The organism is Ensifer sp. ENS11, assembly GCF_014851895.1.
Classification (GTDB): domain Bacteria; phylum Pseudomonadota; class Alphaproteobacteria; order Rhizobiales; family Rhizobiaceae; genus Ensifer; species Ensifer canadensis.
Genome location: NZ_JACVAN010000006.1, coordinates 354,705 through 379,365 on the forward strand (window position 1 = coordinate 354,705; position 24,661 = coordinate 379,365).

The following is a 24,661-nucleotide window of genomic DNA, read 5'->3' on the forward strand; positions in this document are numbered from 1 at the left end:
AGAGAGGCGCGTCCGCGGAAACGGGCGCGCCTTTTTTGATTTGATGGGAAGAGCCCCTCACTCTTCCTCATCCTCGCCCTTGTGACGGGGATCCAGCGATCCGACGTCTGTCGGATCGAAAGACCTTTCCGTCCAAGGACTTGGACTGACTGGACTCCTGTGACAAGCACAGGAGTGAGGGTTCCTCGCTAGGCCGTCCCAGCGATCTGTCGAGGACAATGCATGGCTTGTCAGCAATCCCGCCTGAATTTGCTGAGCTTTGTGGTGTCTCTTCCGCTTTGAGCGGAGCGGAAACGGCCGGGCTGGTGACGGCACAGGAATGCTGTTTAGCGGGACACGCTTTGGCTGGCCGCGATTGGCCCCGCCCGCCCTGAATCTGTCGTTACGCCGCCATCGTAACTGTTACGTTCTTCTGTCATCTCCATCGATGTGATCTTGTGATCGAGCATTCCAGGAGCGGACGATGCCACGATACACTATTCTAGCTACTGGCCTGACTGCGGGCCTTCTCGCCCTTTCGACGATGACCTCAACCACTGTCGCTGCCGACGCGCGCGATCTGGCGCGCGCGCCCTACACCAAGGGATATCTGTCGCCGGACAGCGTCACCGCGCTGCAGAAAGAGTTGATCTTCCAGCGGGCGGTGCAGACCTATCTCTGGGCGCTGCCGGCGCTCAACATGTACGGCATGAAGGAAGGCTCGGAGGCCAAATTCGGCAAAGGCTACAATGTCCTGCCGATCTTCAAGAAGCGGCTTGATGCCAAGACGCTGATCACCACGCCCAATTCCGATGTGATCTATGGGCTCGGCTATCTCGACCTCAAGCAAGACGGGCCGATGGTGATCGAGGTTCCGCCCGGACTTCAGGGGATCCTCGACGATTTCTTCCAGCGGCCGATCCCGTCTGAAGGCGAGATCGGCGGACGCAAATGGGCGGGTGATGTCGGGCTGCCCGGACCGGACCAGGGCAAGGGCGGAAAGTATCTGATCCTGCCGCCGGACTATGAGGGCGGAATTCCCGACGGCTACTTCACCTATCGCTCCGGAACCTATGGCGTCTTCGTCTTCTGGCGCGGCTTCTTCAAGGACCCGAAGCAACTGGAAGAGCCGGTGAAGGTGATGGAACAGACCCGCATCTATCCGCTCGGCAAGGAGGCGACGGCGAAGAAGATGGAGTTCCCCGATGCCTCAGGCGTGGCGGTCAACATGCTCTATCCGCAGGATGGCGCGGCCTTCGACATGCTGGCGCGCTTCGTCGAGCACGAATATGTCGACCCCAAGGATTTCGAGATGCGCGGCATGGCCGCCGATCTCGGCATCATCAAGGGGCAGGCGTTTGCGCCCGACGAAGAGATGCGCAAGCTGCTCGACGATGCGGCCAAGACCGCCTCGCGCATGGCGCATGGCCTAGGCTATGGGCCGACCTCGTTGAGATATTACGAGGACCGACAGTGGCTGAACCCGTTTTCGACCAATGCCGATTTCACCGCCGACAGCTACAACCAGCTTGATGCCCGCTCCAGCTTCTTCACCTATGCCTATTCGACCAGCCCGGGCATGGCGATCAACATGGAGAATGTCGGCGCCAAATATCCCAATGCCTTCAGGGACGCCGACGGCGACTATCTCTCGGGCGACGTGAACTACAAGCTGACCCTGCCCAAGGATATCCCGGCCAAGATCTTCTGGTCGGTGACGGTCTACGATCCGGTCACCGGATCGGGCCTTGACAACGGCCAGCCGTTCCCCTCGCTCAACACCATGGACAAGCCGGTCCAGAATGCCGACGGCTCGACCGATATCTATTTCGGGCCGAAGTCGCCGGGTGAGGGGAAGAACTGGATCGCCACGATTCCCGACCAGGGCTTCTTCACGATCCTGCGCCTCTACGGCCCGACCAAGGCCTTCTTCGACAAGAGCTGGAAGCCCGGCGATCTGGAGAAGGTCAAGTAATCCACGGTCTGCCAATCGGCGCCCGTCGCTTCATTTCCCTGGGAATTTCTTATGGTCACCACCACAACCCATCGCCCGATCCTGGCCGTGACCGCGATTGCCGCGATCCTTGCTGTTCGCCAAGCAGCGGCAGAACCGGTACGGATCTCGCCCGCCTGGGCCACCTCCATGCCCGCCGGCCCGGTTTCAGGCACGCGGATCACCGCCGACTATGCAAAGCTCGTCGTCAGCGATGCCTATTTCTGGGCATGGCCGATGGTCAACATGTTCAATCGGCGGCTGGCCTTTTCCAAGATTCCGCAGCGGATCTATTCCGGTGCCGCCCCGATGGCGCCGATCAACAGCCTGACGATGCTGACGGACTATATCGAGCCGGATGAGCGGCTGGTGGCCTGCCCGAACCAGGACGTGGTCTATGGCGCAGGGCTGCTGGGGCTCGACCAATCGCCGGTTGTCATTCAGGTCCCAGACTTCAAGGATCGCTTCTGGGTCTATCAGGTCGTCGACCTCAGGACCGACAGCTTTGCCCAGCTCGGCAAGATGTATGGCACGCAGCCGGGATTCTACCTGCTCGTCGGGCCGAACTGGCAGGGGGAGGTTCCCAAGGGCATCACCAAGGTTTTCCGCGCCTCGACCAACACCGCCAACGTCATTCCGCGCGTCTTCCAGGACGATACGCCTGAGGACAAGGCAGCCATCCAGGAGGTGCTGAAGGGCATCACGCTCTATCCGTTGTCGGAATTCGACGGCACGATGAAGTCGGTCGACTGGAGCACGGTCAAGAAGGTGCCGGCCTCCGGTGACGGATCGGCGGAAACGCAATGGGTGGTGCCGGAGAAATTCATCGACGAGTTGCCGCTGGTTCTCGCCGATGCGCCGCCCTTGCCGGGCGAAGAGGCGCGCTACGCCCAGGTGCTTGCGGTCGCTGAAGCGGCCAAGGCCGACCCGGCTATTCGCAAAGCGGTGGACGAGGCGGCTGTGGAGGCAGAGGAGCGGCTGGTCAAGCCGCTGTTCCAGTTCCGCAACTACGGCCTGCCCTTGACGCACAATTGGACGACGACGTCGAACAACGCGGCGTTCGGCACGGACTATTACACCCGTACGGCCGTCGCCAAGTCGAACATCTTCGTCAACGCGCCATCCGAGACCAAGTATTTCTACCAGGATCTCGATCAGGCGAGCGCACGCCTGAACGGCAAGAACAGCTACACCGTGACCTTTGCCAAGGGCGAAGCACCTGCGGTCAATGGATTCTGGTCGTTGACGCTCTACAACGAGCACCACTTCTTCGAGCCGAACGATATCAAGCGCTATTCTCTCGGCACCAAGAACAAGTCACTGAAATACAATGCCGATGGATCATTGACGATCTACGTCCAGTCCGAGCCGCCGAAGGAGGACCTTCGCGACAACTGGCTGCCGGCGCCGGAGGACGGGGATTTCTCGCTCTACATCCGCGCCTACTGGCCAAAGCCGACGGTTGTCGACGGCACATGGACGCCGCCGGCGGTCGACAAGGCGGGATAGAGCCTTTCCAGGAAAAGTGCGAAGCGGTTTTCCGTCGGGAAATGCGCAAAAACAAACAGATAGAGCGTTTCGGCGACGCCGTTTGGTCCGAACGCTCTAGAGGCGCTGTCGCTCTTGGTAGCGCGTTCAGAACGCGTTGCAGAAGGGCGGCATGTCGGCTACAACGGGCGAAATGGTCGGGCGCTGTCCGGCCACGTAAGCGTTAACGTCACTCAACGCGTATGATCGAACGGCTCTCATGTTTCGATCTGCGCGACTGTGTCCTGCGGATCGAGATTTGCGAGCCCCCAGAGGATACAGATGGACAACAGCCAACCCTCTTTCCACAGTGCTTCCACCCCAAGGATCGAGCGTGTGCGTCACGATCTCAAGCGACGCACGCTCACTGTTACCGATGTCGAGCGGATCACGCCCGGCATGCTGCGCATCACGCTCTCTGGCGATGACCTTGCCGATTTCGTCAGCCTTGGCGCCGATGATCACGTCAAGATCCTGGTGCCTTCAGCCGAGGGCACGGAGGAGCGGCGGGACTATACGCCGCGCCGCTACGATGCCGCCGCCCGCACGCTGGTGCTTGATTTCGCGCTGCACGAGGCCGGGCCGATCACGGAGTGGGCAATGAACGCGCGCCCGGGCGATGGCTTGAGCGTCGGCGGCCCACGCGGCTCGGCGGTTATTTCCAACGTCGAGCGCTGGCTGCTGATCGGCGACGAGACAGCGCTGCCGGCGATCGGTCGGCGGATCGAGGAGGCCACTGCCGGCGCCCGTATCACCAGCATTGCCGCCGTCGCTGACGCTGCCGAGCAACAGGCGTTCGAGACGAAGGCCGACCTGACGTGCCACTGGGTCTATCGCCCCTTGCATCAGGCGACCGACGCCTCGGCGCTTCTCGCCATCCTTAGCTCTGTCGTCATCGAGCCCAACACTTTCGTCTGGGTCGCGGCCGAAGCCTCGGTGACGCGGGCGATCCGCGCGCATCTCACCGAGGAACGTGGCTATCCGCTCTCCTGGATCAAGGCATCGGGATATTGGGTCAAGGGCAAGGCGGATAGCACGGAGAAGTTTGAGTAACCGCCACGGGGCGGGCCGTTCGCTTGAAGCGCGCCGCGAGCTCCGGGGTGTGCTTGCCGCGCTTTAAGTTCCGGGTTTTTCACATGTCGTCATTGCAAAACCGCAGCGCATTTTTGCGCGACATGCATTCGGGAAAGCTGGGTCAGGCGGCGCTGGCGAGCTTGAGGCGAAGCGCATCGAAATCGTGCACAAACCAGAGCGCATTGCCCTTGTTGGTTTCGCGAACGAAGTCGCCAAGCGCCTTGCTGCTTTCAAGCGCCCCAGAGATATCGCCGACGATGGCGCATTTCATGCGGTAGTTCACGAACTTCTGGAAGACCTCGCCGGCGACGCGCGTGCTGAGGTTGAGGAAATCCGGGCCGAGGCGCGTGACCGGGATCGCGAGCATATCGGCACTATGGGCCCAGGCATCGCCAAGAAAATCATTGGCGTCGCCTGCGACCCGCAGCAGGCCGCCTTCGTCTGCGCATCTGAGAACACGCGTATTTCCGATTTCGACGAGCTGTTCCATGGCGAAGGGCATAGCGAGGAAAGACGGAGGTTGCAAGATTATGCCTTACACGTAGTCGCCGGCGACCGACCGTTGATCGGGTCGGCGCCGGCGCCGGCCTCCTCAGCGGCGGCGATGGATCAATTGCGCCAGCAGCGTCAGGATAGCAAAGGCCAGGATGACGATGACGCCGGGATAGAGCATGGCGAGTTGCGTGCCGGGCATGATCGCGGCGGTGACGACGGCAAGTCCGCAGGCGCCGCCGACCTGCAGCGAGCTGTTGAGCAGTCCGGCGGCCAGCCCCTGTTCCTCGTCTGCGACACCACTGGTCCCGACGACCATCAGCGCCGAGATGCTGAGCGCAAAGCCAATGCCCCAGAGCAGCGATGCCGGCAGCAATACGGTCCACAGGTCAGGCGTCGGGCCGATCCGCAGCATCAGGAGATAGCAGGGCACGAAGGCCACAAGTCCAACCATCAACACGCGACGGACGCCGAAACGGTTCATCAATGCCCCCAGTTTCGGCCCGAGGATGACCACCATGAGACCGGCCGGCAGGAGCATCAAAGCCATATGTATCGGTTTCCAACCCTGGAGGTTCTGCAGATAGAGAGCGATCAGGAATTGAAAGCCCATCGCGCCGCCATAGAGCAGGGCGGCGCTGACATTGGCGGCTACTAGGCCGCGGTTGCGAAAGATGCCGAGCCGGATCAGCGGCTGCTCGACATGGTGCTCGATCAGCAGGAAAGTGATGAGCAGCAGGGCGGAGAGCGCAAGGCCACCGGTCGTGCGCAGCGAGGTCCAGCCGGCATCGGCCGTCGAGGCGACGGTGAAGACGAGCAGCAGCATGCCGGCGACGAGGGTGACCGCGCCGCCGACATCCGGCCGCAGGCGCTCGGCGCGCGGCGCATCCGGCGGCAGGAAGCGCAAAGCAGCCAGCATCAACAGCACCGCGATCGGCGCCGGCAGCACGAAGATGTAGCGCCAGTCCAGCCCGGCGAGCAGCCCGCCGACGAGCAGGCCGGAGGAGTAGCCCGAAGCCTCGAAGAGGTTGAAGATGCCGAAAGCCTTGTTGCGGTGGGGGCCTTCCGGGAAGGTCGTGGTCAGCAACGACATGGCCGCCGGTCCGGTGAAACCTGCGGTCATGCCCTTGATGAAGCGCGAAACGATCAAAAGGATCGGGTCGTTGGTGACCATGCCGAACAGCGACACCACGGCAAAGACACCGAGCCCGACGACCAACACACGCCTGCGGCCGAACAGATCCGCACAGCGCCCGCCCAGAAGCAGGAAGCCGCCGAAGGCGAGGATATAGGCGCTGACCAGCCATTGTGCGGTGGCTGCACTGATACCGAACTCATGCTGGATTTCGGGGATCGCTACGGCAATCATCGAGATATCGAGCCCGTCGAGCAGGATCACCCCGCTGAAGATGAAGAGCGCTACCCAAAGGCGCGCCGGCCAATGCAGCGCGTCGTTCTGACCGGGCGCAAGGGCAGCGCTATCTGCCCGCCCATCGCTCGGGGTCAAGCCAACTGACATATGTTCACTCCATGGAAATTTGGGCGCCGCGAGACGGAAATCTGCGGTCCCGATGGCTTCGATCATCAATGCTTTCGATCATCACCGATTGATCGCTCATTGAAAAACAAGTAGTTCTCGATGCATTGTTAAATGGAGCTTGAAGATCCATGAGCCGAATGCTGCCAGGAACCCGCGCGCTCAGAACCTTCGAGGCTGCCGGTCGCCATCTCAATTTCACCCGTGCGGCCGACGAAGTCGGGCTGACGCCGGCGGCGGTCAGCTACCAGATCAAGGAAATCGAGGATCAACTCGGCCTCGTGCTGTTCACCCGCACCAGCCGCAGCATCCAGCTGACGCCGGCCGGCGCCGTGGTGTTCGAGGCAGCGGTCCAGGCGCTCGAGACGCTGCAGCGGGCGGTCGGCCGTGCGCGCCGGATGGCGCGCGGCGCCCAGCAGTTGCGCGTGTCGCTCAGCCCGCGTTTTGCCACCAACTGGCTGTTGCCGCGGCTGTCGCAATTTCGTGCCGCCAACCCGACGATCGAGCTGACATTCGACATCAGCGACGAGGTCAGGGATTTCGACGCCGACGATGTCGATATCGCCATCCGCTTCGGCTCCGGCCGTTATGCGCAGACGCGGTCTGAGCGCCTGTTCGAGGCGGTGATCGCCCCGGTCTGCAGCCCGAAGCTGATCGCTGCCAGCGGACGGCCGAAGACGCCACGCGATCTCTTCGCTCAGACGCTTTGCCATGTCGAATGCTATACCGAAGGCATGCTGTGGCCGAACTGGCGCATGTGGATGGCGGCTGCCGGCATCGATGATTTCGACGACAGCCGATGCGTGGCCTTTACCGACACCAGCCATGTGGTCGAGGCCGTTATCGATGGTGGCGCTGTCGGCCTTGTCGATCTCGCGATGATCCGCAACGAACTTGCCGAGGGACGGCTGGTGCAGCTGTTCGACATCGGCGTCAGCGTCGCCGAGGACTATGCCTATCACCTCGTCTATCCCGAAAGCTCTGGCCAGGATCCGCGGGTTCTGGCGTTTTGCGACTGGATGCTGGGCGAGGTTGGCCAGGGAGCGAAACCGGCGGCAATTGCCTCCGTAGCAGCCGGCTGACGCTGCTGCCTCGACAGGTGCTTTCGCCCGGTTCTCCTCGTTGCGCCACCCGCAAAAGAAAAACGCCGCGTCTCGTCGAGAGGCGCGGCGTCTTGCTGCCGAGGTCGTTGTAGCGGTATTTGCGCAGGAAGCAGCTTGCGCGATCGAAGGGATCACGAGAGGAGGGCGGCAAGGCGCCACCCTCCCGCGGCTTCAATATTCCTGGCTGGTCGGCCGGAACAGGATCTCGTTGATGTCGACATCCTCCGGCTGGCTCATGGCGTAGACCACGGCGCGGGCAAAGCTGTCGGCGGGGATGGCGATACGCTCGTAGAGCGCGCGGACATTCTCGGCGACATCAGTCTCGGTGACGCTGTCGGGCAGTTCGGTCGCGACCGCCCCCGGCGAGATGATGGTGGTGCGGATATTGTAGGGTTTCACCTCCTGCCGCAGCCCCTCGGAAATCACGCGTACGGCGTGTTTGGTGGCGGCATAGACGGCACCGCCGGGGCCGACCTTGTGGCCGGCGACCGAGGAGACGTTGATGATGTGGCCGCTCTTCTGCTGCTTCATGTGAGGAAGTGCAGCACCGATGCCGTAGAGCACGCCCTTGAGGTTGACGTCGATGGTGCGGTCCCAATCCTCGACCTTGCAGCGCTCCAATGGCGAGTGCGGCATCAGCCCGGCATTGTTGAGCATGACGTCGATGCGGCCATGGAGCCGGACGGCGTGATCGACCAGGCGCTTGACCTCCTCGAACGACGTTACGTCGGTCTGAACGGCAGCTTGCTTGCCGAGCGATAGCTCGTCGGCAAGCGCCCGCAGCCGGTCGATGCGGCGCGCGCCCAGCACCAGCCTGGCGCCGTCACCGGCAAGCCGCCGCACCGTCGCTTCGCCAAGGCCGCTGCTGGCGCCGGTGATGACGACCACCTTGTCCTTGATATTCTCTGTCATTGTTGCCTCTTCTTCAGCGGCCGACGCGCGCCTGCAGGTGGGCCGGATAACGATCGCCCTCGATGGTGACCTTGGCGAGCGCATCGTCGATTTCGCCGCGATCGTCCGAGGTCAGCCGTACGGCCGCGGCGCCGATGTTTTCCTCGAGCCGGGGCAGCTTGGTGGTGCCGGGGATCGGCACGATCCAAGGCTGTTGCGCCAGCAGCCAGGCGAGTGCTACCTGCGCCGGCGTTTTTCCCTTGCGGGCAGCGATCTGGCCCAGGAGATCGACCAGCGCCTGATTGGCCTTGCGCGCCTCCGGCGTGAAGCGCGGCACGACATTGCGGAAATCCTTGGCGTCGAAGGTGGTGTCGGCGTTGATGGCGCCGGTCAGGAACCCCTTGCCGAGCGGGCTGAAGGGTACGAAGCCGATGCCGAGCTCTTCGAGCAGCGGCAGGATTTCGGCCTCCGGTTCGCGCCACCACAGCGAATACTCGCTCTGGAGTGCAGCGACCTTCTGTTCCGCATGGGCCTTGCGGATGGTCTCGGCGCCGGCTTCGGAAAGGCCGAAATGCCTGACCTTGCCTTCGCTGATCAGCCGCTGCACCGTGCCGGCCACGTCCTCGATCGGCACATTGGGATCGACACGATGCTGGTAGAAGAGGTCGATGACGTCCGTCTTCAGGCGCTTCAGTGCCGCATCGGCGACCTTGCGGATCTGATCCGGCCGGCTGTTCATGCCGCTCTGGCCACCTTGGTTGTCAAAGTCGAAACCGAACTTGGTGGCGATCACCACCTTGTTGCGCATCGGCGCGAGCGCCTCGCCGAGCAGTTCTTCGTTTTGGTAGGGGCCATAGGCCTCGGCGGTGTCGAAGAAGGTGACGCCGCGCTCGAACGCGGTGCGGATGAGGGCGATTGCCGCTTGCTTCTCCGTTGCCGGGCCATAGCCGTAGCTGAGGCCCATGCAGCCGAGGCCGAGGGCGGAGACTTCAAGGCCGCTTTTGCCGAGTGTGCGCTTTTCCATGGGGCTTTTCCTTGTCTCGAATGATGATGTCTTTGGGCTAGAAATGGCGCACACGGCCGGGCTGGCGAGGGCGCTCCGGGAGATGGCGATCAGTCGGCCCTGATTTCGGCGCCATAGTCCGCATCGCTGACCTTCTCCATCCAGTCGACGACCTTGCCGTCGAGGGCTTCGGCGATCGCGACATGGGTCATGGCGGCGGAAGGCGAGGCGCCGTGCCAATGCTTCTCGCCCGGTTCGAACCAGACGATATCACCGGGGCGGATTTCCTCGACCGGACCGCCTTCGCGCTGGACGCGGCCAAGGCCGGATAGGACGATCAGTGTCTGGCCGAGCGGATGGGTGTGCCAGGCGGTGCGGGCGGCGGGCTCGAACGTGACGGTGGCGCCACCGACGCGGGCAGGGGACGAGCCGTTGAAGGGGGCATCGATGCGCACCGTGCCGGTGAAATAATCCGCCGGGCCCTTGGCCGAGGGCTGCGAGCCGCTTCGTTTGATGTTCATGGCGTCGATCCTTTGCAAATGGCGACGCGGCCGTGGTCGGGCCTGACGTCGTCGCTGTCGTCACTACAGCGCCGCGCGCCTTATTGGACGCGCAAAGGTCGCTGTAACACTTTGAATTGCTGCGTGTTTTTATCCCTAGATTGAATAGGATCTCAGGAAACATGCAGCAGCAATTTAGGGCGTGGGATTGATCAGGATTAGATGGTAAATATCGCACGAGCTTATGAGGGGAATTCATGAATGCCGCGCCAGCCGATCAATGACCTCATCGCCTTCCTTGCTGTAGCAAGGGAACGGAGCTTTACGAAGGCGGCAGCGCAGCTCGGGGTCTCACAGTCGGCGCTGAGCCACACCATCCGCGGGCTCGAGGCGCGGCTGGGCTTGAGGCTCCTGACGCGCACGACCCGCAGCGTCTCGCCGACCGAAGCTGGCGAGCGGCTGCTGGTGTCGATTGGGCCGCGCCTGGATGAGATCGACCAGGAACTGGCAGCGCTCAGCGCGTTTCGCGACAAGCCGGCGGGTACGATCCGCATCACCGCCGGCGAGCATGCGGCCGATCGCATCCTCTGGCCGGCGCTGGAGCGGCTCTTGCCTGATTATCCGGATGTTCATGTCGAGGTGATCGTCGACTACGGCCTGACCGATATCGTCTCGGAGCGCTACGACGCCGGCGTGCGCCTCGGCGAGCAGGTGGCCAAGGACATGATCGCCGTGCGCATCGGGCCCGACATGCGCATGGCGGTGGTCGGCGCACCCGCCTATTTCGCCACACGGAAAATGCCGCTAATGCCGCAGGACCTGACGGAGCACAATTGCATCAACTTGCGCCTGCCGACCCATGGCGGCATCTATGCCTGGGAATTCGAGAGGCAAGGCCGCGAGGTGAAGGTGCGGGTCGAGGGCCAACTCGTCTTCAACAACATCGCGCTCAGGCTGAACGCGGCCCTTGGCGGGCTGGGCCTGACCTACCTGCCTGAAGATGCCGTCGCGCCCTATCTCGCCTCGGGCCAGCTGGTGCAGGTTCTGGAAGATTGGTGCCCGCCCTTTGCCGGCTACCACCTCTATTACCCGAGCCGCCGGCAAACGTCGCCCGCATTTGCATTGATTGCCGACGCGCTGCGGTATCGGGGTCCGCGTCACAAGTCATTCCAGCAGGCGTGATCGTTGAAACTTTTCAAGAGCTACACGCAAAGAGCGCCCGTTGCCGGACGCCCTAAGGTTGCCTCAATGCCTTACGATTGGCAGCGGTGCCCAAAAGCAAGCAGCCACGTTCACGTTATCAATTTTTCGGCGATTCCAAGATTAATGAAGGGTTAATCCACCGAATTATTTGATTGCCGGTGCAATCCAGGCGACAGCGCCGATAGTATTTCGCCCGTTTCCATTAGAAAGCCGCAGTTGCTCGCTTTTCTCCTGCGCGCAAACTCGTGTTGAAGCCGTTGCAGCGCAGCCTGTTGGGCGCTGCTATAAACGGCGTCCTTCCGCGCTTGGCTTGGTAATTCCTGTTAAACATAAGGAGATTGCTATGAAAACGGAGATTGCAATTGGACTGACGCTGGCGTTCTCGACCCTCCTTGCAACCGGTGTGATGGCCCAGACCAAATACGGTTCAGAAGCCGGCTGGGACATTCTCGTGAAGGACAACATGGGGCCAGGATGCTTGATCACAAAATCAAACGCAGACGGTACACAAGTTCAGATGGGCATCGATGCAACGGCCGCGCTGCGTGGCTACATGGCGCTCTACACCAAAGCTGATGCTAATGTTGCTGCAAACGAAAAGCTTGCGGTCCTGTTCGATGTCGATGGCCAGCAGTTCAGCGGCGAGGCGAAGGGCCAAGCCATAGACGGCTATCGCGGCGCGTTCGTATGGGTCAACAATGCTGACTTCATCTATGACCTGGCCAAGAAGAAGGCTGTGACGATTACGCCCCAGGGCGGCAATCCCATTGTCGTAAAATTGGCCGGAACCGACGCAGCCTTCAAGGCCCTGAGGGCTTGCCAGGCCGCTCAGTAATCACGCCCTGACAAGCTCGAATGGACCGCGAGCGGGAGCGTGGTGCATCTGCGCATTGATGATGTCGCGTGCGTTGCTACAGCGCCGCGCGTCTTATTAGACGCGCAAAGGTCGCTGTAGCACTTTGAATTGCTGCATGTTTTTATCCTTAAATCGAATAGGATCTAAGGAAACATGCAGTAGCGCATTCCCGGCATTCCAAACTTACCGCCTGATGGCGTTTCGACCTATTCCCGAGCCCCGGTGCTGAGTGGTTGGTTCCGACGAACCGTTCCGCTCAGGGCGGAGCGCGCGACTTGCTCTCCCTCATTCCGGCCGTGTACCGGCATCCAGCGACTTGGCGGCTGTCAGGTCAAAAGACCTTTCAGCCCAAGGACTTGGGCTGGCTGGATTCCGGCACAAGGCCGGAATGAGGGAGTTTTTAGGCAGTCAGTGGATTTAGATCTTTCCGCATCACAGATGACTTTGCGTCCGCAGCTCCGCTGCGGCACCCTCAGCCTTCCCGCCGGATCGTCGGTTCGGGCGAACCCTTCCACTCGAAGGTGATCGTTTGGCCCTGGCGGATGTTCTGGATGACGGCGGGGCGGAAGACGGCGATGCATTCGCCTGAGAGGTGACGGGCGGAGGGGTAGATCAGGCCGTTGCCGCCTTCCGCGTAGACAGTGGCGGCGAGTGCCTGACCGGCCGGATAGGCAAGGGTCGGGTCGGAGTCGAGATAGGTAGCATCGGTTTCGCCGCGGACATCGTGGAAACGGCAGGTGAAGCCGGCGATCAGCTCGCGGTAGGCGCCGATGTCTTGGAACATACCGGCGTCGGCAAGCGCGCGGGTGCGGTGATAGACGATCTCGGCCTGGCAGGTTTCGAGCGCGGTGTCGCCGAAGGCGCAGTACCAGGCGCCGCGGTCCTCGTTGTTGAAGCGGTTGCCCGGCGGGCGGGCGTGGCAGAAGGCGGCGTTGATCAGCGACCAGCCGTAGCCGAAGGATTCGTTCAGAAGCTCCGCCGGGTTGACACCGGCGGGTAGCGCCAGCGGGCTCAGCCGCGCGGATGTCAGCGCCTCCAGCCGGTTGAGGATCTCGATGTCGTCCTCGTCGTCGCAGAGCGGCTTGACGGCCGGCTCGTCGATATAGGCGGTCGAGATCAGCCGGATGGTGGCCGGATCGGTAAAATCGATCTCGGCGATCATAGGCCGCCGCGCAGGCCATCGAGATAGCGGCGCACCTTCATCATCGCGGGTATGCCGCCCTCGATCATCAGGTCGACCGGCGACTGGCCGTCGAAGACCGGCCCGGTGTTGACCGCCTTTGGCCATTGATAGGTCAGCGGTCCGTTGAAATAGAGCCGCAGGCCCTTGAAGATGCCGACGATCAGGCTGGCACGCATGCGCTTGTCCTGGTCGAGCTTGCCCTTGAAGTCGCCGGCCTTCATCCGGTTCCAGGTGGCGATCGGCACGTCGAAGAGCTGCGACGCTTCCCGGTTGGTCAGCTTCCACAGGTCGCAGGCCTTCACCACCGCCCTGACGATGACGGCTTCCTCATGTCTTGCCGCGTCGCGGTCGGGGGCAAGAACCGGCTGTGCGCTGGGCATGAACGTCTCCTATGAAATCCCGTGCCGTATCATATGATATAAAATGGGGGTTTTGAGCTGGAAGTCAAGGGGAGGTGTGGTGTCCGACAGCGACGCGTGGCCGGGTGGGTTCTCGCCGGGCTCTCGCAGTTTTGCCACTCACTGCTGTCGCAGATTGGCCCCTCACCCTAACCCTCTCCCCGCAGGCGGGGAGAGGGGACGCGGTACAGAGTGGGTTGCAACTCGGCGATCCCTCTCATGGTGATCGGGAGGCTTTGGTATGGCGCGATGTGAATGGGTAGGGCGCCGCGGGTTTCCTTCTCCCCGCATGCGGGGAGAAGGTGGCCGGCAGGCCGGATGAGGGGCAACGCGCTTCGCCGCGTTGGCAATAGCGTGCTCTCACACATGCGGGCCCAGCAGCGAAAGATCGGCTTCGCCAAGTCGGTCCTTGGCGCTGCGCAGCTGGTGCCAGTAGGGATAGATGACCGGCGGCAGACTGACGGCGTCGAGCAGTTCGCGCTCCTCATCGGTAAGCTTGAGGCTTGCGGCGGCAAGGTTGTCGCGGAACTGCTCCTCCCGGCGACCGCCGATGATGACGGAGGTGACGCCCTTGCGGTCGATCAGCCAGGCAAGGGCGATCTGGGCTGGCGAGACGCCGCGCTCGCCTGATATCGCTACCAGCATGTCGACGATCTTCCACAGCCGTTCTTCGTCGCGGATCGGCGGCTCGTTCCAGCCGGCGAGCTGGCGGGTACCCTCCGGCGTCTGGTTGCGCCGGTGCTTGCCCGACAGCAGGCCGCCGGCAAGCGGGCTCCAGACGAGCACGCCGAGGCCCTGGTCGATGCTGATCGGCAGCAGTTCGTATTCGGCCTCGCGGGCTTCGAGCGTGTAGTGGATCTGCTGGCTGACGAAGCGGTGGCGGCGGTCGAGCGCGCTGATGCCGAGCGCCTTCATGATGTGCCAGCCGGAATAGTTGGAGCAGCCGATGTAGCGCACCTTGCCGTGGCGAACGAGCGTGTCGAGCGCCTCCATCGTTTCTTCGAGCGGCGTCTGGCCGTCCCATTCGTGCACTTGGTAGAGATCGATGACATCGGTCTTCAACCGCCTGAGGCTCGCTTCGCAGGCGGCAATCAGGTGGTGGCGGGAGAGGCCGCCGTCGTTCGGGCCCGGCCCCATGTTGAAACGCGCCTTGGTGGCAACCAGCACGCCGTTCTTGCGCTTGCCGGCGAGGATGTCGCCGATAATTTCCTCCGAGCCGCCGGTGGAATAGATATCGGCGGTGTCGATCAGGTTGACGCCGGCATCGAGGCACATGTCGACATAGCGGCGCGCCTCGTCGAGACCGACATTGCCGACCTGCGCGAACTTGCCGCCGCCACCGATCGTCATCGTTCCCATGGTGATCGTCGAGATTTTCAGGCCGGAGCGGCCAAGCAGTCGGTATTCCATCTGGCTTTCCTCTTCCCTGTGGTGTCGGCCTTTGCTGTTGGGTGACAAATTAGGGGCGGAGCGAGGCGGAACAAGGTGACGGTGCGGATGAGGCGTCGGCTCCGCGTCGAACGGGAGAACGTCCGCGCGTGCGGCGCCGCAATGCTACTTATAATAGATGCATCGCTTGATCGGGCAATGCCTTGTATCATGGCGGGCGGAGAGGCGTTGGAAGGGCGGGCAATGAGCAATCACTATTGTCTCGGCCGGATCGATTTCGGCGTGGGCAGTTCGGCCTTCTGGTGCCTCGATACGCCCGGAACGCTGGTCGTTTTCCTGCACGGTTTTACCGGCGCCGCGGAGGCGACGTGGCACAATGCCAGTGCCTATATCCGGCGGGATGCGCTTTTTTCCTCTGCGGACGTTCTCTTCCTCGGTTATGACAGCGTGCGCAGCCGGGCGCGTGTGATCAGTCGCTGGGTGCTCGATCTGTTTCGCAAGCTGCTGGCCGAGCCGGCCGAATTTTCCAATCGCTACATCTATTACGGAGCGCAGCGGCAGCCCTTCATCTACGACCGGGTCGTCGTGGTGGCGCATTCGCTGGGTGGCGCGATCATGCGGCAGGTGGCGCTGGATCTCGCCCGCGCCAACGACGCCTATGCGGATCACATCCAGCTTCTGCTCTTTGCGCCTGCTCACAAGGGATCGAACGCGCTGCACAACGCGGGCGGGATGATGGTGGGGCACGGGATACTGGCGGCGCTGCGATGCGGCCTGCTCTACAAGGCACCGATCCTGGAAGACCTTCGGCCTAAATCGGACTTCATAAGGGATATCGAAGCCGGGACGTTGACGCGGCTGGCGCGGGGCCGACTGCGATGTCTGGTCGCGACCAAGATCACGATCGGCCAGTATGAAAATATCGTCGAACCCGGCGATTTTGCGCAGGATCCGCCGTTCTATACCGTTGATCGTCGCAACCACACGGATGTCTGCAAGAGCGATGCCGGCTATCGCCGGGTACTCGACGACATCGAGGAGTGCCTGCGGTGAGCGACGTGGCAAGCCCCCAACTGTCGCTGGAGAGCTTTGCCGGTTTCGAGCACAATTGCTTCGAGCGGCACGATCTGCGCCTCTACAACTTGCCCGTTGTCGGCAGCGGCTATCTTCTGGCGCGCTGGGCCGCATCCAGACAGGTGCGGCTTGCCTGGCTCGCCTATCTCCAGACGTCGATGCTGCGCTACGAATATCTGGCAAGCCGGGGCGAGATCGAACGGGGCGTGCCGGACGCCGGCATCGTGCGCCTGGCGGAGGCGGAAGCCGCGCGCGGCTCGCCGATGTCGCCTTCTACCGTCCGGCTGGCGCTCATCCTCGCCAGGCGCTCGATGCCCTATTTCAACCTTGACCATGAACTGAGTGAGCTTGGCCCGCTCGATGAAGCGGAATGGACCGAGCTGATCGACACGGCGTTCCGGATCGATATCTTCCTGTGCTCGCGGCCACGCTTTTCCGAGACGTTGCGCGCCTTGCCGCGCTATCCTGAGGCCGATCTCGGGGCCGACGGTTATCTCTTCCTCGTCAATTTTCTGTCGATCCTGGGTTTGCGCTCGGAGCTCAGCGCCGGTTCGCGGGGCTACCTGCAACGCAAGATCAACATCGTGCTGCACTCGCTCGGACTGAATGTCGATGCGCTTCGCGCCGATCTCTACCGGGTACAGGACGAGATCGGCCGCCGGGAAATACCGTCTTCGCGCGCGAGGCTTGAGCCGATCGATGTCAGCATCGCGCTGTTTGAAACCGAACTTCAGGCGGCCTGGGAGCTGGTGCGCACGCTCGAGGTTCTGCAGCCGGCGAAGGCGAGGGACAGCGGCCCGGAAGGCAGCGGGCAGGCCGAGCCGCAACCACAATTCTAGGGTGCGGCGTCCGACGGCGGGCGGCGGTTTCGAGGCCGTTTCAGGCCCCGGCAAGAAAGCGCGCGGGCATGAGATCCTTATAGGGAAACATGTGGAAATAGGGGCGCGCCTCGGCCAGCACGCGGGTCATCGAAGGGCGTTCGAGCAGCCGTTCGAAATAGGCGGAGAGATGCGGATAGGCGTCGGCAAAGGGCTCGACAATTCCGGCATAAAAGAGTGCGGGGGCCGCGGCGCAATCTGCAAGGCTGAAGGCGGCACCGCCGGCAAAGGCGTTGATTGCGAAATGCCGGTCGGCCATGCGATAGGCGACGCCGAGCGTAGCGCGGGCATCTGCGACACCGCGATGGTCGTTCTCGCCCTGGGCGCGCAGCGTGTCGGTGACGATCTTCTGCATCGGCACATGGATGTAGAGATCGAAGAAGCGATCCCAGAGCCGCGCCTGTAGCGCCGCGTCGCTATCCCTGGGGATCAGCGGCTGGCTGCCGGGGTAATGGCGATCGACATATTCGATGATGATGGACGTCTCCGGGATGGTGACATCGCGGGCGCTGTCGCGCAGCACCGGCATCTTGCCGACCGGCCAGAGCTCAGCGAAACGGGCCGCCTCCACGGGATCCAGAAGATCGACCAGGCTCGGCTCGAAGGGTGTATCGTTCTCATAGAGCGCGATCAGCACCTTGTGGCAGAATGAGGCGAGCGGATGCAGATAAAGCGTGAGCGACATGCGGACAATCTCCGATGCTGACGGTTCAGGCGGGCGTTGCGTCCGGTAACCCGGCGCAACGCTGATGGGTCGGATTTTACTGGGGAACTTATGGCAAAACTGATGCACTTATGCAATCAGTTTTTGGAGTGTTGCGAACGCCAAGTGGCGTGCTTTGAAGCACGGTTCGTGTTCCGTTTTTGCCCAAGGCCATTGAAAGCCCAAAAGATGCGCTAGACTTAATAGAAGGCAGGGCGTCGAAACGCACGGCGCTCCGCAACAGGGGAGGATCGCCGATGCGCTGCTTCACGGTAGTTGGGCCTTCGCAGACCGGAAAATCCACGCTGGTGGAAAAACTGGCTGCGCTGGGGGAAAGCTCCAGAAAGGCCACGTCACCTTATGGATTGAACATCACCGAATTCGAGATCGGCAAGGAAGCCTGGTGCGCGCTCGATGCGCCCGGCGGCACCGAGGCGCTCGCGCACGCGCAGCACGCGCTTCTGGCGAGCGACGCCTGCGTGCTCTGCGTCTCGCCGGCGCCGGAGGAGGCGGTGCTGGCAGCGCCCTATCTCAAGGTGATCGAAGCATCGGGCACGCCCTGCATCATCTTCGTCAACCGCATGGACGAGCCGCGCGGCCGGTTGCGGGATGTCATCGCCGCGCTGCAGGACTATTCCAGCCACATGCTGATCCTGCGGCAGGTGCCGATCCGCGAAGGCGACAGGATCGTCGGCAGCTGCGACCTGATCTCCGAGCGGGCCTGGCGCTATCGCGAGGGCCAGACCTCGGCGCTGATCGAGATCCCGGATACGACGCTGGAGCGCGAGAAGGAAGCGCGCACCGAATTGCTCGAACATCTCTCGGAATTCGACGACTGGCTGCTCGAAGAGCTGATCGAGGATCGCGAGCCCGGCAGCGACACGATCTATGCCATCTCCTCGCGGCTGCTCAGGGAAAACCGGATCATCCCTGTTCTCGTCGGCGCGGCGAGCCACAGCAACGGCATCCTGCGGCTGATGAAGGCGCTGAGGCACGAGGCGCCGCCGGTCGACACGCTGCGAAAAAGGCTCGGCGAGGCGAGCAAGGTTCCCGAAGCGAACCTCGCTGCCGTCAGCTTTCATGCCTATCACCGCCAGAATGTCGGCAAGACCGTGCTTGTCCGCGCGCTTTCAAACGGCATCAAACAGGGTGCGGCACTCGGCGGCGGCGGTGTCGGCTCGGTGCAGGACCCGGCGACCGGAAAACCGCTTGCCACAGGGACACCGGAGCCTGGCACGATCTTTGCCGCCGTCAAATCCGACCACCTGCCGGTGCCGGCGCTTCTGACCGGCACTGCCGCATCCGAGGCGCCTGACTGGACGGTGCCGCCGACGCCGATGCTGGAGCGCATCCTGGTGCCCGACAGCGAGCGCGACGAGACCAAGCTTTCCGGTACGCTTGCGAAGCTGGCGGAGACCGATCGCAGCCTCAAGGTGATGCAGGAGGAGGGCACAGGCGCGCAGCTGATCTGCGTGCAGGGGCCGGTGCATCTGCGCGATCTCTGCAAGACGCTGGCCGATGTCTTCCATGTCGGCGTCACCGATAGGCCGCCGAGCCCGACCTATCGCGAGACGGTGCTCAAACCCTCAGACGTGCACTACCGCCACCGCAAGCAGACGGGCGGGGCGGGGCAGTTTGCCGACGTCAAGCTCAGTGTTCACCCCAACCAGCGCGGCGGCGGCTTCAGCTTCAACGAGACGGTGAAGGGCGGCGCGGTGCCACGCAACTTCATCCCGGCGATCGAGGCGGGCGCACGCGAGGCGATGGAGAAGGGGCCGCTCGGCTTTCAGGTGATCGATGTCGGCGTGACGCTGACGGATGGCCAGCACCATCAGGTCGACAGCTCCGAATTCGCCTTCCGGGCTGCTGCCAAGATGGGCGTGCGCCAGGCGCTGTCGCAGGCCTCCGCCGTGCTGATGCAGCCGGTGGTGCGCGTCGAGATCCACATCCCGTCGATCTATTCCGGCAGCCTGGTGCCGGTTGTCTCGACCTTCAAGGGCCAGGTGCTCGGCTTCGACCGCGACGAGGCGGCCAAGGGCTGGGACGTTTTTCGCGCCCTGGTGCCGGGCTCGGCGCTCGACGAGCTGGCGCGGGCGTTGCGTTCGGCAACGCAAGGGATCGGCTACTTCTCCAAGAACTTCGACCATTTCGAGGAGCTCTACGGCAAGGAGGCCGAGGCGGTGATCCATTCTCATGGGACGGCGCAGGCTGGGTAGGTCGCGCACGGACCAGGCTTTCGCTCCGGCATAGTCCTCGGCGGCCCATGCGGCGAGGCTCCGGGCCGCGCCAGGCAAACGGTTCGGCAAACTGGCCGGCTTGTCTCATTTTTCCCATCAAATTGGGTGTCCGGGCTGGAGACAGGCGGTTTTCCTCCTACTTCAAGTCGTTCAGGCCGGATTGGGCAACGAACAGTGAGAGGACGACACAATGGCCAAGAATACGATCTGCCTATGGTACGACAAGGACGCGGAGGAGGCGGCCCGCTTTTATGCCGCGACCTTTCCCGACAGCGCAGTAGGCGCTGTGATCCGTGCGCCTGGAGATTATCCGGATGGAAAACAGGGAGATGTGCTGGTCGTTGAATTCACGGTTGCGGGTGTTGCCTGTATCGGCCTGAACGGTGGCTCCACGTTCAAACACAGCGAAGCCTTCTCCTTTCAGATCGCAACCGACAGTCAGGAAGAAACCGACCGCTACTGGAACGCCATCGTCGGCAACGGTGGCAAGGAAAGCGAATGCGGCTGGTGCAAGGACAAATGGGGCCTGTCCTGGCAGATCACGCCGCGCGTGCTGACCGATGCGCTCGCCATAGGCGGTGCTGAGGCCAAGCGTGCATTCGACGCGATGATGACCATGAGGAAGATTGACGTGGCGGCGATCGAAGCGGCGCGCCGCGGCTGAGACCATCCCTTTCGCGGGCGACGCGCCTGGCGTGAAGCGCGCCGGGCGGCGCGAGCTGGTCAGATGGTTGCTCTGTCCTTCCATCCACCTTCAGAGGACCGCGCGAGCGCAACAGGCGCCTGCGGCCTCACCAGCCGCGGCAAATGGCGGCTCTGCGTAGACGCAGCCGGCTACCTCAACACAACGGCCTACAATCTGGCTTTCAGCCACGGCAGCCGAGGATGCCGGGTCGTGGCCATGGCGCGCAAGTCCTCCGCTGTCGGGCCGGAGGCGCGTTCTTTCCAAAAGAAGGCAGGACTAGGACGGACGCATTGGTGCCGCCGTTTTGGCAGGGCCAGGTCCAAACCGACGCCTGGCAAGAAGCTGCCAGCCACCACGCGCCAGCAGCAGGGGGCTTGCCGCGCGCAATCGTCTGGCGTAAATATCGCCCATCGCGAAAAGCGACTGCTTCCCTTGATCCGCTCAGTGGCGGAGTAAACAGGTGGACGAATTCACGTCCAGGCGGTCAAGCACACGCCATCCGTACGCCTGACGTATGGATCGGCCAGCGGTTCCCAGAACATCAAACGCCTGACCTCTGTCGGGCCTTATCGTGAGCTCATGGCGCCTGGCGGCGTCCGCATGCTTGCGTCCATCGGAACCTGTCATGACCAGACCCCTCATCGTCATCTTTACTGCCATTGTCCTCGATGCCATCGGCATCGGCCTCATCTTTCCAATCCTGCCCTCGCTGCTCAAGGAGGTGACCCACGCCGACAACGTCGCCCCCTATATCGGCATCATGACCGCACTTTACGCGGTGATGCAGTTCATCTTTGCGCCGGTGCTCGGCGCGCTCAGCGATCGGCTGGGCCGTCGGCCGGTGCTCTTGATTTCGCTTGGCGGTGCCGCCATCAACTACCTGTTCCTGGCTTTTGCACCCAATCTCTGGATGCTCTTCATCGGCCGCGCGATCGCCGGCCTGACGAGCGCCAACATGTCGGTGGCATCAGCCTACATCACCGACATCTCGCCGGAGGATAAGCGCGCCCGGCGCTTCGGCCTGTTCAACGCCATGTTCGGTATCGGCTTCATCATCGGCCCAGTGCTTGGCGGCGTTTTGGGCGACACTTGGCTGCGGCTGCCATTCATCGCGGCGGCCGTGCTGAACGGCTTCAATCTGCTGCTGGCGTTCTTCATCCTGCCGGAGTCGCGCGCGCCGAGCCGGGAGAAGATCGATCTTGCAGCGCTGAACCCGCTTCGGCCGCTGCGCTGGGTGTTTTCTGTGAAGAGCCTGCTTTCCCGTCTCCTCACCTTCTTCATCTTCAGCGCCACCGGCGACGCTTATGGCACCTGCTGGGCGCTCTGGGGCAGCGACACCTTTCAATGGAACGGGCTCTGGATCGGCCTTTCACTCGGCGCCTTTGGCGTCTGCCAGGCCCTTGCCCAGGCCTTCCTTCCCGGTCCGGTCGTGAAACTGCTCGGCGAGCGCGCCACCATCCTGACGGGCATCGCTGGCGTTTGTCTTGCGCTTGTTGTCATGGCGTTTGCGACAGAGGGTTGGATGATCTTCGCGATCATGGCGGTTTTCGCGCTTGGCGGCATTGGCACGCCGGCGCTGCAATCCCTGGCGACCCGGCAGGTCGACGAGGACCAGCAGGGCCAGTTCCAGGGCGTGCTGACGTCGGCCGTCAGCCTCGCCTCGATCGTGGCGCCGCTGGCGTTCTCAAGCTTCTATTTCGTCGTCCGGGAGCAATGGCCCGGTGCAATCTGGCTTACGGTCGTCGTCATCTATGCGATCGCCGTGCCCCTGGTTCTCGGTCTGCGGTATGGGCATTCGCTGCCTGACGCCGGCCCAGCGACGTCGTCATCCCGAGGGTGAGATCGCGTCGGCTGCATAGTGGTCGCGGAGCGGTACGGTTGCCCCGTCACGGCCACTCCGCGCCTTAGCCAGCGGAGCCGGCCGGGGCAATCTCGGCATAGCGGCGTTGGCGCTCGTCGATTTCCTGCAGCAGCCAGCCGAGAAAGCTCTTGGTCACCGGTTTGGTACGGAACAGCTCTTCCTGGCAGACGAACTGGTAGGTCTCTGCCGGTTCGTAATAGTGGTCGTGCACCAGGCAGATCTGTCCGGTTCTGAGCTCATATTCGACCATAGTGCGGTCGACGAGGGCGACGCCCTGTCCTTCCTTGACCGCCTCGAGGATGATGTGCTGGTCGTCGAAGATCAGGTCCTGGCGGCTGGGCGAAAGCCGGAGGCCGGAGGAGGCGATCCAGCTCTGCCATTCCTGAAGGCCGCGATAGTGCAGGCGGTTGCCCGAGAGAAGATCGTGCTTGTCGGCCTGCCCCTCCCAAGTGGCTTTGCCGCAGACCGGCACCAGGCGCTCGCGCAAGAGCCGCTGCGAAAACCGGGCGGGTGGCGGGTGCAGGCAATAGTCGATGATGACGTCGGCGGTGCCGGAGGCGGGCGTGTTGGTTTCGAGGTGGGAGAGGTGGATCTGCAGGCCGGGATTTTCGGCCAGAAACTCAGAGATGCGTGGCGTAATCAGCTTCATCGAAAAGAACGGCCCGACCTTGACCCGCAGGATCTTCTGGGTGTTGCGCGGGCGGATATGCTGGACGACGCCTTCGAGATCGTCGAAGGCGCGGTTGCAGGAGGCAAAGAGCAGGGCACCCTCGGGCGTCAGTTCGACGCCGTGCTGCTTCCGGACGAACACGCTGAGGCCGAGATTGTCTTCGAGAATTCGGATCTGGTGGCTGATGGCGCCCTGGCCGATGCAGAGCTCGTTTGCCGCCGCCGTGAGGCTGCCATTGCGCGCCGCCGCTTCGAAGGCGCGCAGGGATTTCAGGCTCGGCAGATCGCGCATGGGTTTCTCCGGAAGGCGGTTCAATCGCTCAAGTATATATGAATTTTTTGGATGGCTGGGATTATTTCTTTGACATTGCGAAGCGCTGCCGCATCCCCCATTGTCGATGAATAATAAAGCGAAAATGCAACAACGATCGGCAGCAAGTTTACGGAATAACAAGCGAAATCCGCATTGGGTGTAACCCGGTGTGCGGCTTTGCGAGCGATATTCCGGGAGGCGCCGAGAAGAACAATAAAGGGAACGAGTTGCAAAAGAAGTTCATGAGTGCGGCAGCGATGTTCTTCGCCTGTGCGATGGCTGGCACCAGCCTTGCGGCGGACAAGCTGGCGATCGGCACGGAAGGCGATTATGCGCCCTTCAACTATGTGACGGCGAGCGGCGAGATCAAAGGGTTCGACTACGATATCGGCCAGGCGGTCTGCGCCGAGATCAAGATGGAATGCGTGTGGAGCACCAACGAGTGGTCCGGCATCATTCCCGCCCTTCAGGCAAAGAAGTTCGACGTGATGATCGCCTCGATGGCGATCAACGAGGACCGCAAGAAGGAAGTCGACTTCACCAAGCCCTACTACTTCAACGCCATGCGCTTCATCACCCGCAAGGACCTGGGCTTGGCGCAAGTTTCACCGGAGGCGCTGAAGGGCAAGGTGATCGGCACGCAGTCCGGCTCGGTGGCGGTCGAGGCGCTGCAGGAGTTCTTTCCCGACAGCGAGATAAAACTCTATCCAACGCTCAGCGAAGTGTTTCTCGACATGGCCAACGGCCGCCTCGACCTGATCCTCGAAGGGCAGATGGCGCTGACCGACTGGCTGGCCAAGGACGACAGCGGCTGCTGCGATTTCGTCGGCGACAGCTTCATTCTCGACACCGCCCAGGGCAACGCCATGGCGGTGCGCAAGGGCAACGAGGCGCTGCTTTCCAAGCTCAATTCCGGGCTGGAGGCGATCATGGCGAACGGCACCTACGAGAAGATCCGCAAACAGTATTTCGACTTCGACATCATGGCGCGGCCGAAGAGCACGACCGAATATTTCCGGTGAGGCGAGGGGCTAGAGCAGGATCGTTATTGGCTCATCGAAGCCCCTCATCCGGCCTGCCGGCCACCTTCTCCCCGCATGCGGGAGGAAGGGA

22 protein-coding genes are annotated in these 24,661 nt (G+C 62.6%); 12 read left to right on the forward strand and 10 right to left on the reverse strand.

What is annotated here, in order from left to right; genetic code table 11:
* The first annotated feature begins 463 nt into the window (after positions 1-463).
* From IB264_RS15005 to IB264_RS15015, 3 genes are all read left to right on the forward strand, one after another.
* On the forward strand, positions 464-1,954 hold the full coding sequence (locus IB264_RS15005; RefSeq protein WP_038576223.1) for a DUF1254 domain-containing protein: 1,491 nt from the start codon (positions 464-466) through the stop codon (positions 1,952-1,954).
* A 51-nt stretch (positions 1,955-2,005) separates the two neighbouring features.
* Positions 2,006-3,481 (forward strand): DUF1254 domain-containing protein, encoded by a 1,476-nt coding sequence (locus IB264_RS15010; RefSeq protein ID WP_025427558.1) that lies wholly within the window; start codon positions 2,006-2,008, stop codon positions 3,479-3,481.
* Between the two features lie 300 nt (positions 3,482-3,781).
* A complete protein-coding gene (locus tag IB264_RS15015) occupies positions 3,782-4,552 on the forward strand; it encodes a siderophore-interacting protein (protein WP_025427557.1) in 771 nt (256 codons plus the stop codon).
* Between the two features lie 142 nt (positions 4,553-4,694).
* Here the strand turns inward: IB264_RS15015 and IB264_RS15020 are convergent, their stop codons facing one another.
* Positions 4,695-5,099 carry a DUF4180 domain-containing protein gene (locus IB264_RS15020; RefSeq protein WP_234907744.1) on the reverse strand — a complete coding sequence of 135 codons (405 nt, stop codon included), beginning with the start codon at positions 5,097-5,099 and terminating at the stop codon, positions 4,695-4,697.
* Between the two features lie 66 nt (positions 5,100-5,165).
* On the reverse strand, positions 5,166-6,584 hold the full coding sequence (locus IB264_RS15025) for an MFS transporter (RefSeq protein WP_081788907.1): 1,419 nt from the start codon (positions 6,582-6,584) through the stop codon (positions 5,166-5,168).
* A 149-nt stretch (positions 6,585-6,733) separates the two neighbouring features.
* Between IB264_RS15025 and gcvA the strand changes: the two genes are divergently transcribed.
* Entirely contained in the window at positions 6,734-7,684 is a 951-nt protein-coding gene (gene gcvA, locus IB264_RS15030) for a transcriptional regulator GcvA (RefSeq protein WP_025427554.1), read from the forward strand.
* Between the two features lie 192 nt (positions 7,685-7,876).
* Here gcvA and IB264_RS15035 read toward each other — a convergent pair whose 3' ends face one another.
* The 3 genes from IB264_RS15035 to IB264_RS15045 all read right to left on the reverse strand — a co-directional run bounded on the left by IB264_RS15035 (position 7,877) and on the right by IB264_RS15045 (position 10,120).
* A complete protein-coding gene (locus IB264_RS15035) occupies positions 7,877-8,617 on the reverse strand; it encodes an SDR family oxidoreductase (RefSeq protein ID WP_025427553.1) in 741 nt (246 codons plus the stop codon).
* Between the two features lie 13 nt (positions 8,618-8,630).
* Positions 8,631-9,620: an aldo/keto reductase gene (locus IB264_RS15040; RefSeq protein WP_025427552.1), complete on the reverse strand. Its 990-nt coding sequence runs from the start codon at positions 9,618-9,620 to the stop codon at positions 8,631-8,633.
* An 89-nt stretch (positions 9,621-9,709) separates the two neighbouring features.
* The gene (locus IB264_RS15045) at positions 9,710-10,120 is read right to left on the reverse strand and encodes a cupin domain-containing protein (RefSeq protein ID WP_025427551.1); all 411 of its coding nucleotides are present in this window, start codon (positions 10,118-10,120) and stop codon (positions 9,710-9,712) included.
* Positions 10,121-10,360: 240 nt separating this feature from the next.
* Between IB264_RS15045 and IB264_RS15050 the strand changes: the two genes are divergently transcribed.
* Positions 10,361-11,281 carry a LysR family transcriptional regulator gene (locus IB264_RS15050; protein ID WP_025427550.1) on the forward strand — a complete coding sequence of 307 codons (921 nt, stop codon included), beginning with the start codon at positions 10,361-10,363 and terminating at the stop codon, positions 11,279-11,281.
* Positions 11,282-11,645: 364 nt separating this feature from the next.
* Positions 11,646-12,137 carry a hypothetical protein gene (locus IB264_RS15055; protein ID WP_025427549.1) on the forward strand — a complete coding sequence of 164 codons (492 nt, stop codon included), beginning with the start codon at positions 11,646-11,648 and terminating at the stop codon, positions 12,135-12,137.
* A gap of 493 nt (positions 12,138-12,630) precedes the next feature.
* Here the strand turns inward: IB264_RS15055 and IB264_RS15060 are convergent, their stop codons facing one another.
* The 3 genes from IB264_RS15060 to IB264_RS15070 form a co-directional block, all read right to left on the reverse strand.
* Positions 12,631-13,320, reverse strand: coding sequence for an RES family NAD+ phosphorylase (locus IB264_RS15060; RefSeq protein ID WP_025427548.1), 690 nt, complete (start codon positions 13,318-13,320; stop codon positions 12,631-12,633).
* Complete coding sequence (locus IB264_RS34635; RefSeq protein ID WP_025427547.1) at positions 13,317-13,721, reverse strand: antitoxin Xre-like helix-turn-helix domain-containing protein; 405 nt, start codon at positions 13,719-13,721, stop codon at positions 13,317-13,319. The genes IB264_RS15060 and IB264_RS34635 overlap by 4 nt, the downstream gene beginning before the upstream one ends.
* Before the next feature lie 378 nt (positions 13,722-14,099).
* Positions 14,100-15,149 (reverse strand): aldo/keto reductase, encoded by a 1,050-nt coding sequence (locus tag IB264_RS15070; protein ID WP_025427546.1) that lies wholly within the window; start codon positions 15,147-15,149, stop codon positions 14,100-14,102.
* Between the two features lie 222 nt (positions 15,150-15,371).
* Between IB264_RS15070 and IB264_RS15075 the strand changes: the two genes are divergently transcribed.
* Both IB264_RS15075 and IB264_RS15080 read left to right on the forward strand, forming a co-directional pair.
* Positions 15,372-16,181, forward strand: coding sequence for an alpha/beta fold hydrolase (locus IB264_RS15075; RefSeq protein ID WP_025427545.1), 810 nt, complete (start codon positions 15,372-15,374; stop codon positions 16,179-16,181).
* On the forward strand, positions 16,178-17,041 hold the full coding sequence (locus IB264_RS15080; RefSeq protein WP_025427544.1) for a hypothetical protein: 864 nt from the start codon (positions 16,178-16,180) through the stop codon (positions 17,039-17,041). Before IB264_RS15075 ends, IB264_RS15080 begins: the two co-directional genes overlap by 4 nt.
* A 40-nt stretch (positions 17,042-17,081) precedes the next feature.
* Here the strand turns inward: IB264_RS15080 and IB264_RS15085 are convergent, their stop codons facing one another.
* Positions 17,082-17,765 (reverse strand): glutathione S-transferase family protein, encoded by a 684-nt coding sequence (locus IB264_RS15085; RefSeq protein ID WP_025427543.1) that lies wholly within the window; start codon positions 17,763-17,765, stop codon positions 17,082-17,084.
* 275 nt (positions 17,766-18,040) lie between these two features.
* Here IB264_RS15085 and IB264_RS15090 point away from each other — a divergent pair, with 275 nt between their 5' ends.
* The 3 genes from IB264_RS15090 to IB264_RS15100 all read left to right on the forward strand — a co-directional run bounded on the left by IB264_RS15090 (position 18,041) and on the right by IB264_RS15100 (position 22,545).
* The gene (locus IB264_RS15090) at positions 18,041-19,999 is read left to right on the forward strand and encodes an elongation factor G (protein WP_025427542.1); all 1,959 of its coding nucleotides are present in this window, start codon (positions 18,041-18,043) and stop codon (positions 19,997-19,999) included.
* A 211-nt stretch (positions 20,000-20,210) separates the two neighbouring features.
* Complete coding sequence (locus IB264_RS15095) at positions 20,211-20,684, forward strand: VOC family protein (RefSeq protein WP_025427541.1); 474 nt, start codon at positions 20,211-20,213, stop codon at positions 20,682-20,684.
* 646 nt (positions 20,685-21,330) lie between these two features.
* Entirely contained in the window at positions 21,331-22,545 is a 1,215-nt protein-coding gene (locus IB264_RS15100) for a TCR/Tet family MFS transporter (RefSeq protein WP_025427540.1), read from the forward strand.
* Positions 22,546-22,609: 64 nt separating this feature from the next.
* On the opposite strand, the gene IB264_RS15105 is transcribed toward IB264_RS15100, so the two are convergent.
* Positions 22,610-23,527 (reverse strand): LysR substrate-binding domain-containing protein, encoded by a 918-nt coding sequence (locus tag IB264_RS15105; protein ID WP_025427539.1) that lies wholly within the window; start codon positions 23,525-23,527, stop codon positions 22,610-22,612.
* Between the two features lie 263 nt (positions 23,528-23,790).
* Between IB264_RS15105 and IB264_RS15110 the strand changes: the two genes are divergently transcribed.
* Positions 23,791-24,570 carry a transporter substrate-binding domain-containing protein gene (locus IB264_RS15110; RefSeq protein ID WP_225906315.1) on the forward strand — a complete coding sequence of 260 codons (780 nt, stop codon included), beginning with the start codon at positions 23,791-23,793 and terminating at the stop codon, positions 24,568-24,570.
* The last annotated feature ends 91 nt before the right edge of the window (positions 24,571-24,661 follow it).

Excerpts from the sequence above, each read along its gene's own strand:
- gcvA (WP_025427554.1), top strand. The coding sequence starts at position 6,734 with ATGAGCCGAATGCTGCCAGGAACCCGCGCGCTCAGAACCTTCGAGGCT.
- IB264_RS15090 (WP_025427542.1), top strand. The coding sequence starts at position 18,041 with ATGCGCTGCTTCACGGTAGTTGGGCCTTCGCAGACCGGAAAATCCACG.
- IB264_RS15055 (WP_025427549.1), top strand. The coding sequence starts at position 11,646 with ATGAAAACGGAGATTGCAATTGGACTGACGCTGGCGTTCTCGACCCTC.
- IB264_RS15005 (WP_038576223.1), top strand. The coding sequence starts at position 464 with ATGCCACGATACACTATTCTAGCTACTGGCCTGACTGCGGGCCTTCTC.
- IB264_RS15045 (WP_025427551.1), bottom strand. The coding sequence starts at position 10,120 with ATGAACATCAAACGAAGCGGCTCGCAGCCCTCGGCCAAGGGCCCGGCG.
- IB264_RS15070 (WP_025427546.1), bottom strand. The coding sequence starts at position 15,149 with ATGGAATACCGACTGCTTGGCCGCTCCGGCCTGAAAATCTCGACGATC.
- IB264_RS34635 (WP_025427547.1), bottom strand. The coding sequence starts at position 13,721 with ATGCCCAGCGCACAGCCGGTTCTTGCCCCCGACCGCGACGCGGCAAGA.
- IB264_RS15100 (WP_025427540.1), top strand. The coding sequence starts at position 21,331 with ATGACCAGACCCCTCATCGTCATCTTTACTGCCATTGTCCTCGATGCC.
- IB264_RS15050 (WP_025427550.1), top strand. The coding sequence starts at position 10,361 with ATGCCGCGCCAGCCGATCAATGACCTCATCGCCTTCCTTGCTGTAGCA.
- IB264_RS15010 (WP_025427558.1), top strand. The coding sequence starts at position 2,006 with ATGGTCACCACCACAACCCATCGCCCGATCCTGGCCGTGACCGCGATT.
- IB264_RS15110 (WP_225906315.1), top strand. The coding sequence starts at position 23,791 with ATGAGTGCGGCAGCGATGTTCTTCGCCTGTGCGATGGCTGGCACCAGC.
- IB264_RS15085 (WP_025427543.1), bottom strand. The coding sequence starts at position 17,765 with ATGTCGCTCACGCTTTATCTGCATCCGCTCGCCTCATTCTGCCACAAG.
- IB264_RS15060 (WP_025427548.1), bottom strand. The coding sequence starts at position 13,320 with ATGATCGCCGAGATCGATTTTACCGATCCGGCCACCATCCGGCTGATC.
- IB264_RS15035 (WP_025427553.1), bottom strand. The coding sequence starts at position 8,617 with ATGACAGAGAATATCAAGGACAAGGTGGTCGTCATCACCGGCGCCAGC.
- IB264_RS15015 (WP_025427557.1), top strand. The coding sequence starts at position 3,782 with ATGGACAACAGCCAACCCTCTTTCCACAGTGCTTCCACCCCAAGGATC.
- IB264_RS15025 (WP_081788907.1), bottom strand. The coding sequence starts at position 6,584 with ATGTCAGTTGGCTTGACCCCGAGCGATGGGCGGGCAGATAGCGCTGCC.
- IB264_RS15095 (WP_025427541.1), top strand. The coding sequence starts at position 20,211 with ATGGCCAAGAATACGATCTGCCTATGGTACGACAAGGACGCGGAGGAG.
- IB264_RS15040 (WP_025427552.1), bottom strand. The coding sequence starts at position 9,620 with ATGGAAAAGCGCACACTCGGCAAAAGCGGCCTTGAAGTCTCCGCCCTC.
- IB264_RS15075 (WP_025427545.1), top strand. The coding sequence starts at position 15,372 with ATGAGCAATCACTATTGTCTCGGCCGGATCGATTTCGGCGTGGGCAGT.
- IB264_RS15105 (WP_025427539.1), bottom strand. The coding sequence starts at position 23,527 with ATGCGCGATCTGCCGAGCCTGAAATCCCTGCGCGCCTTCGAAGCGGCG.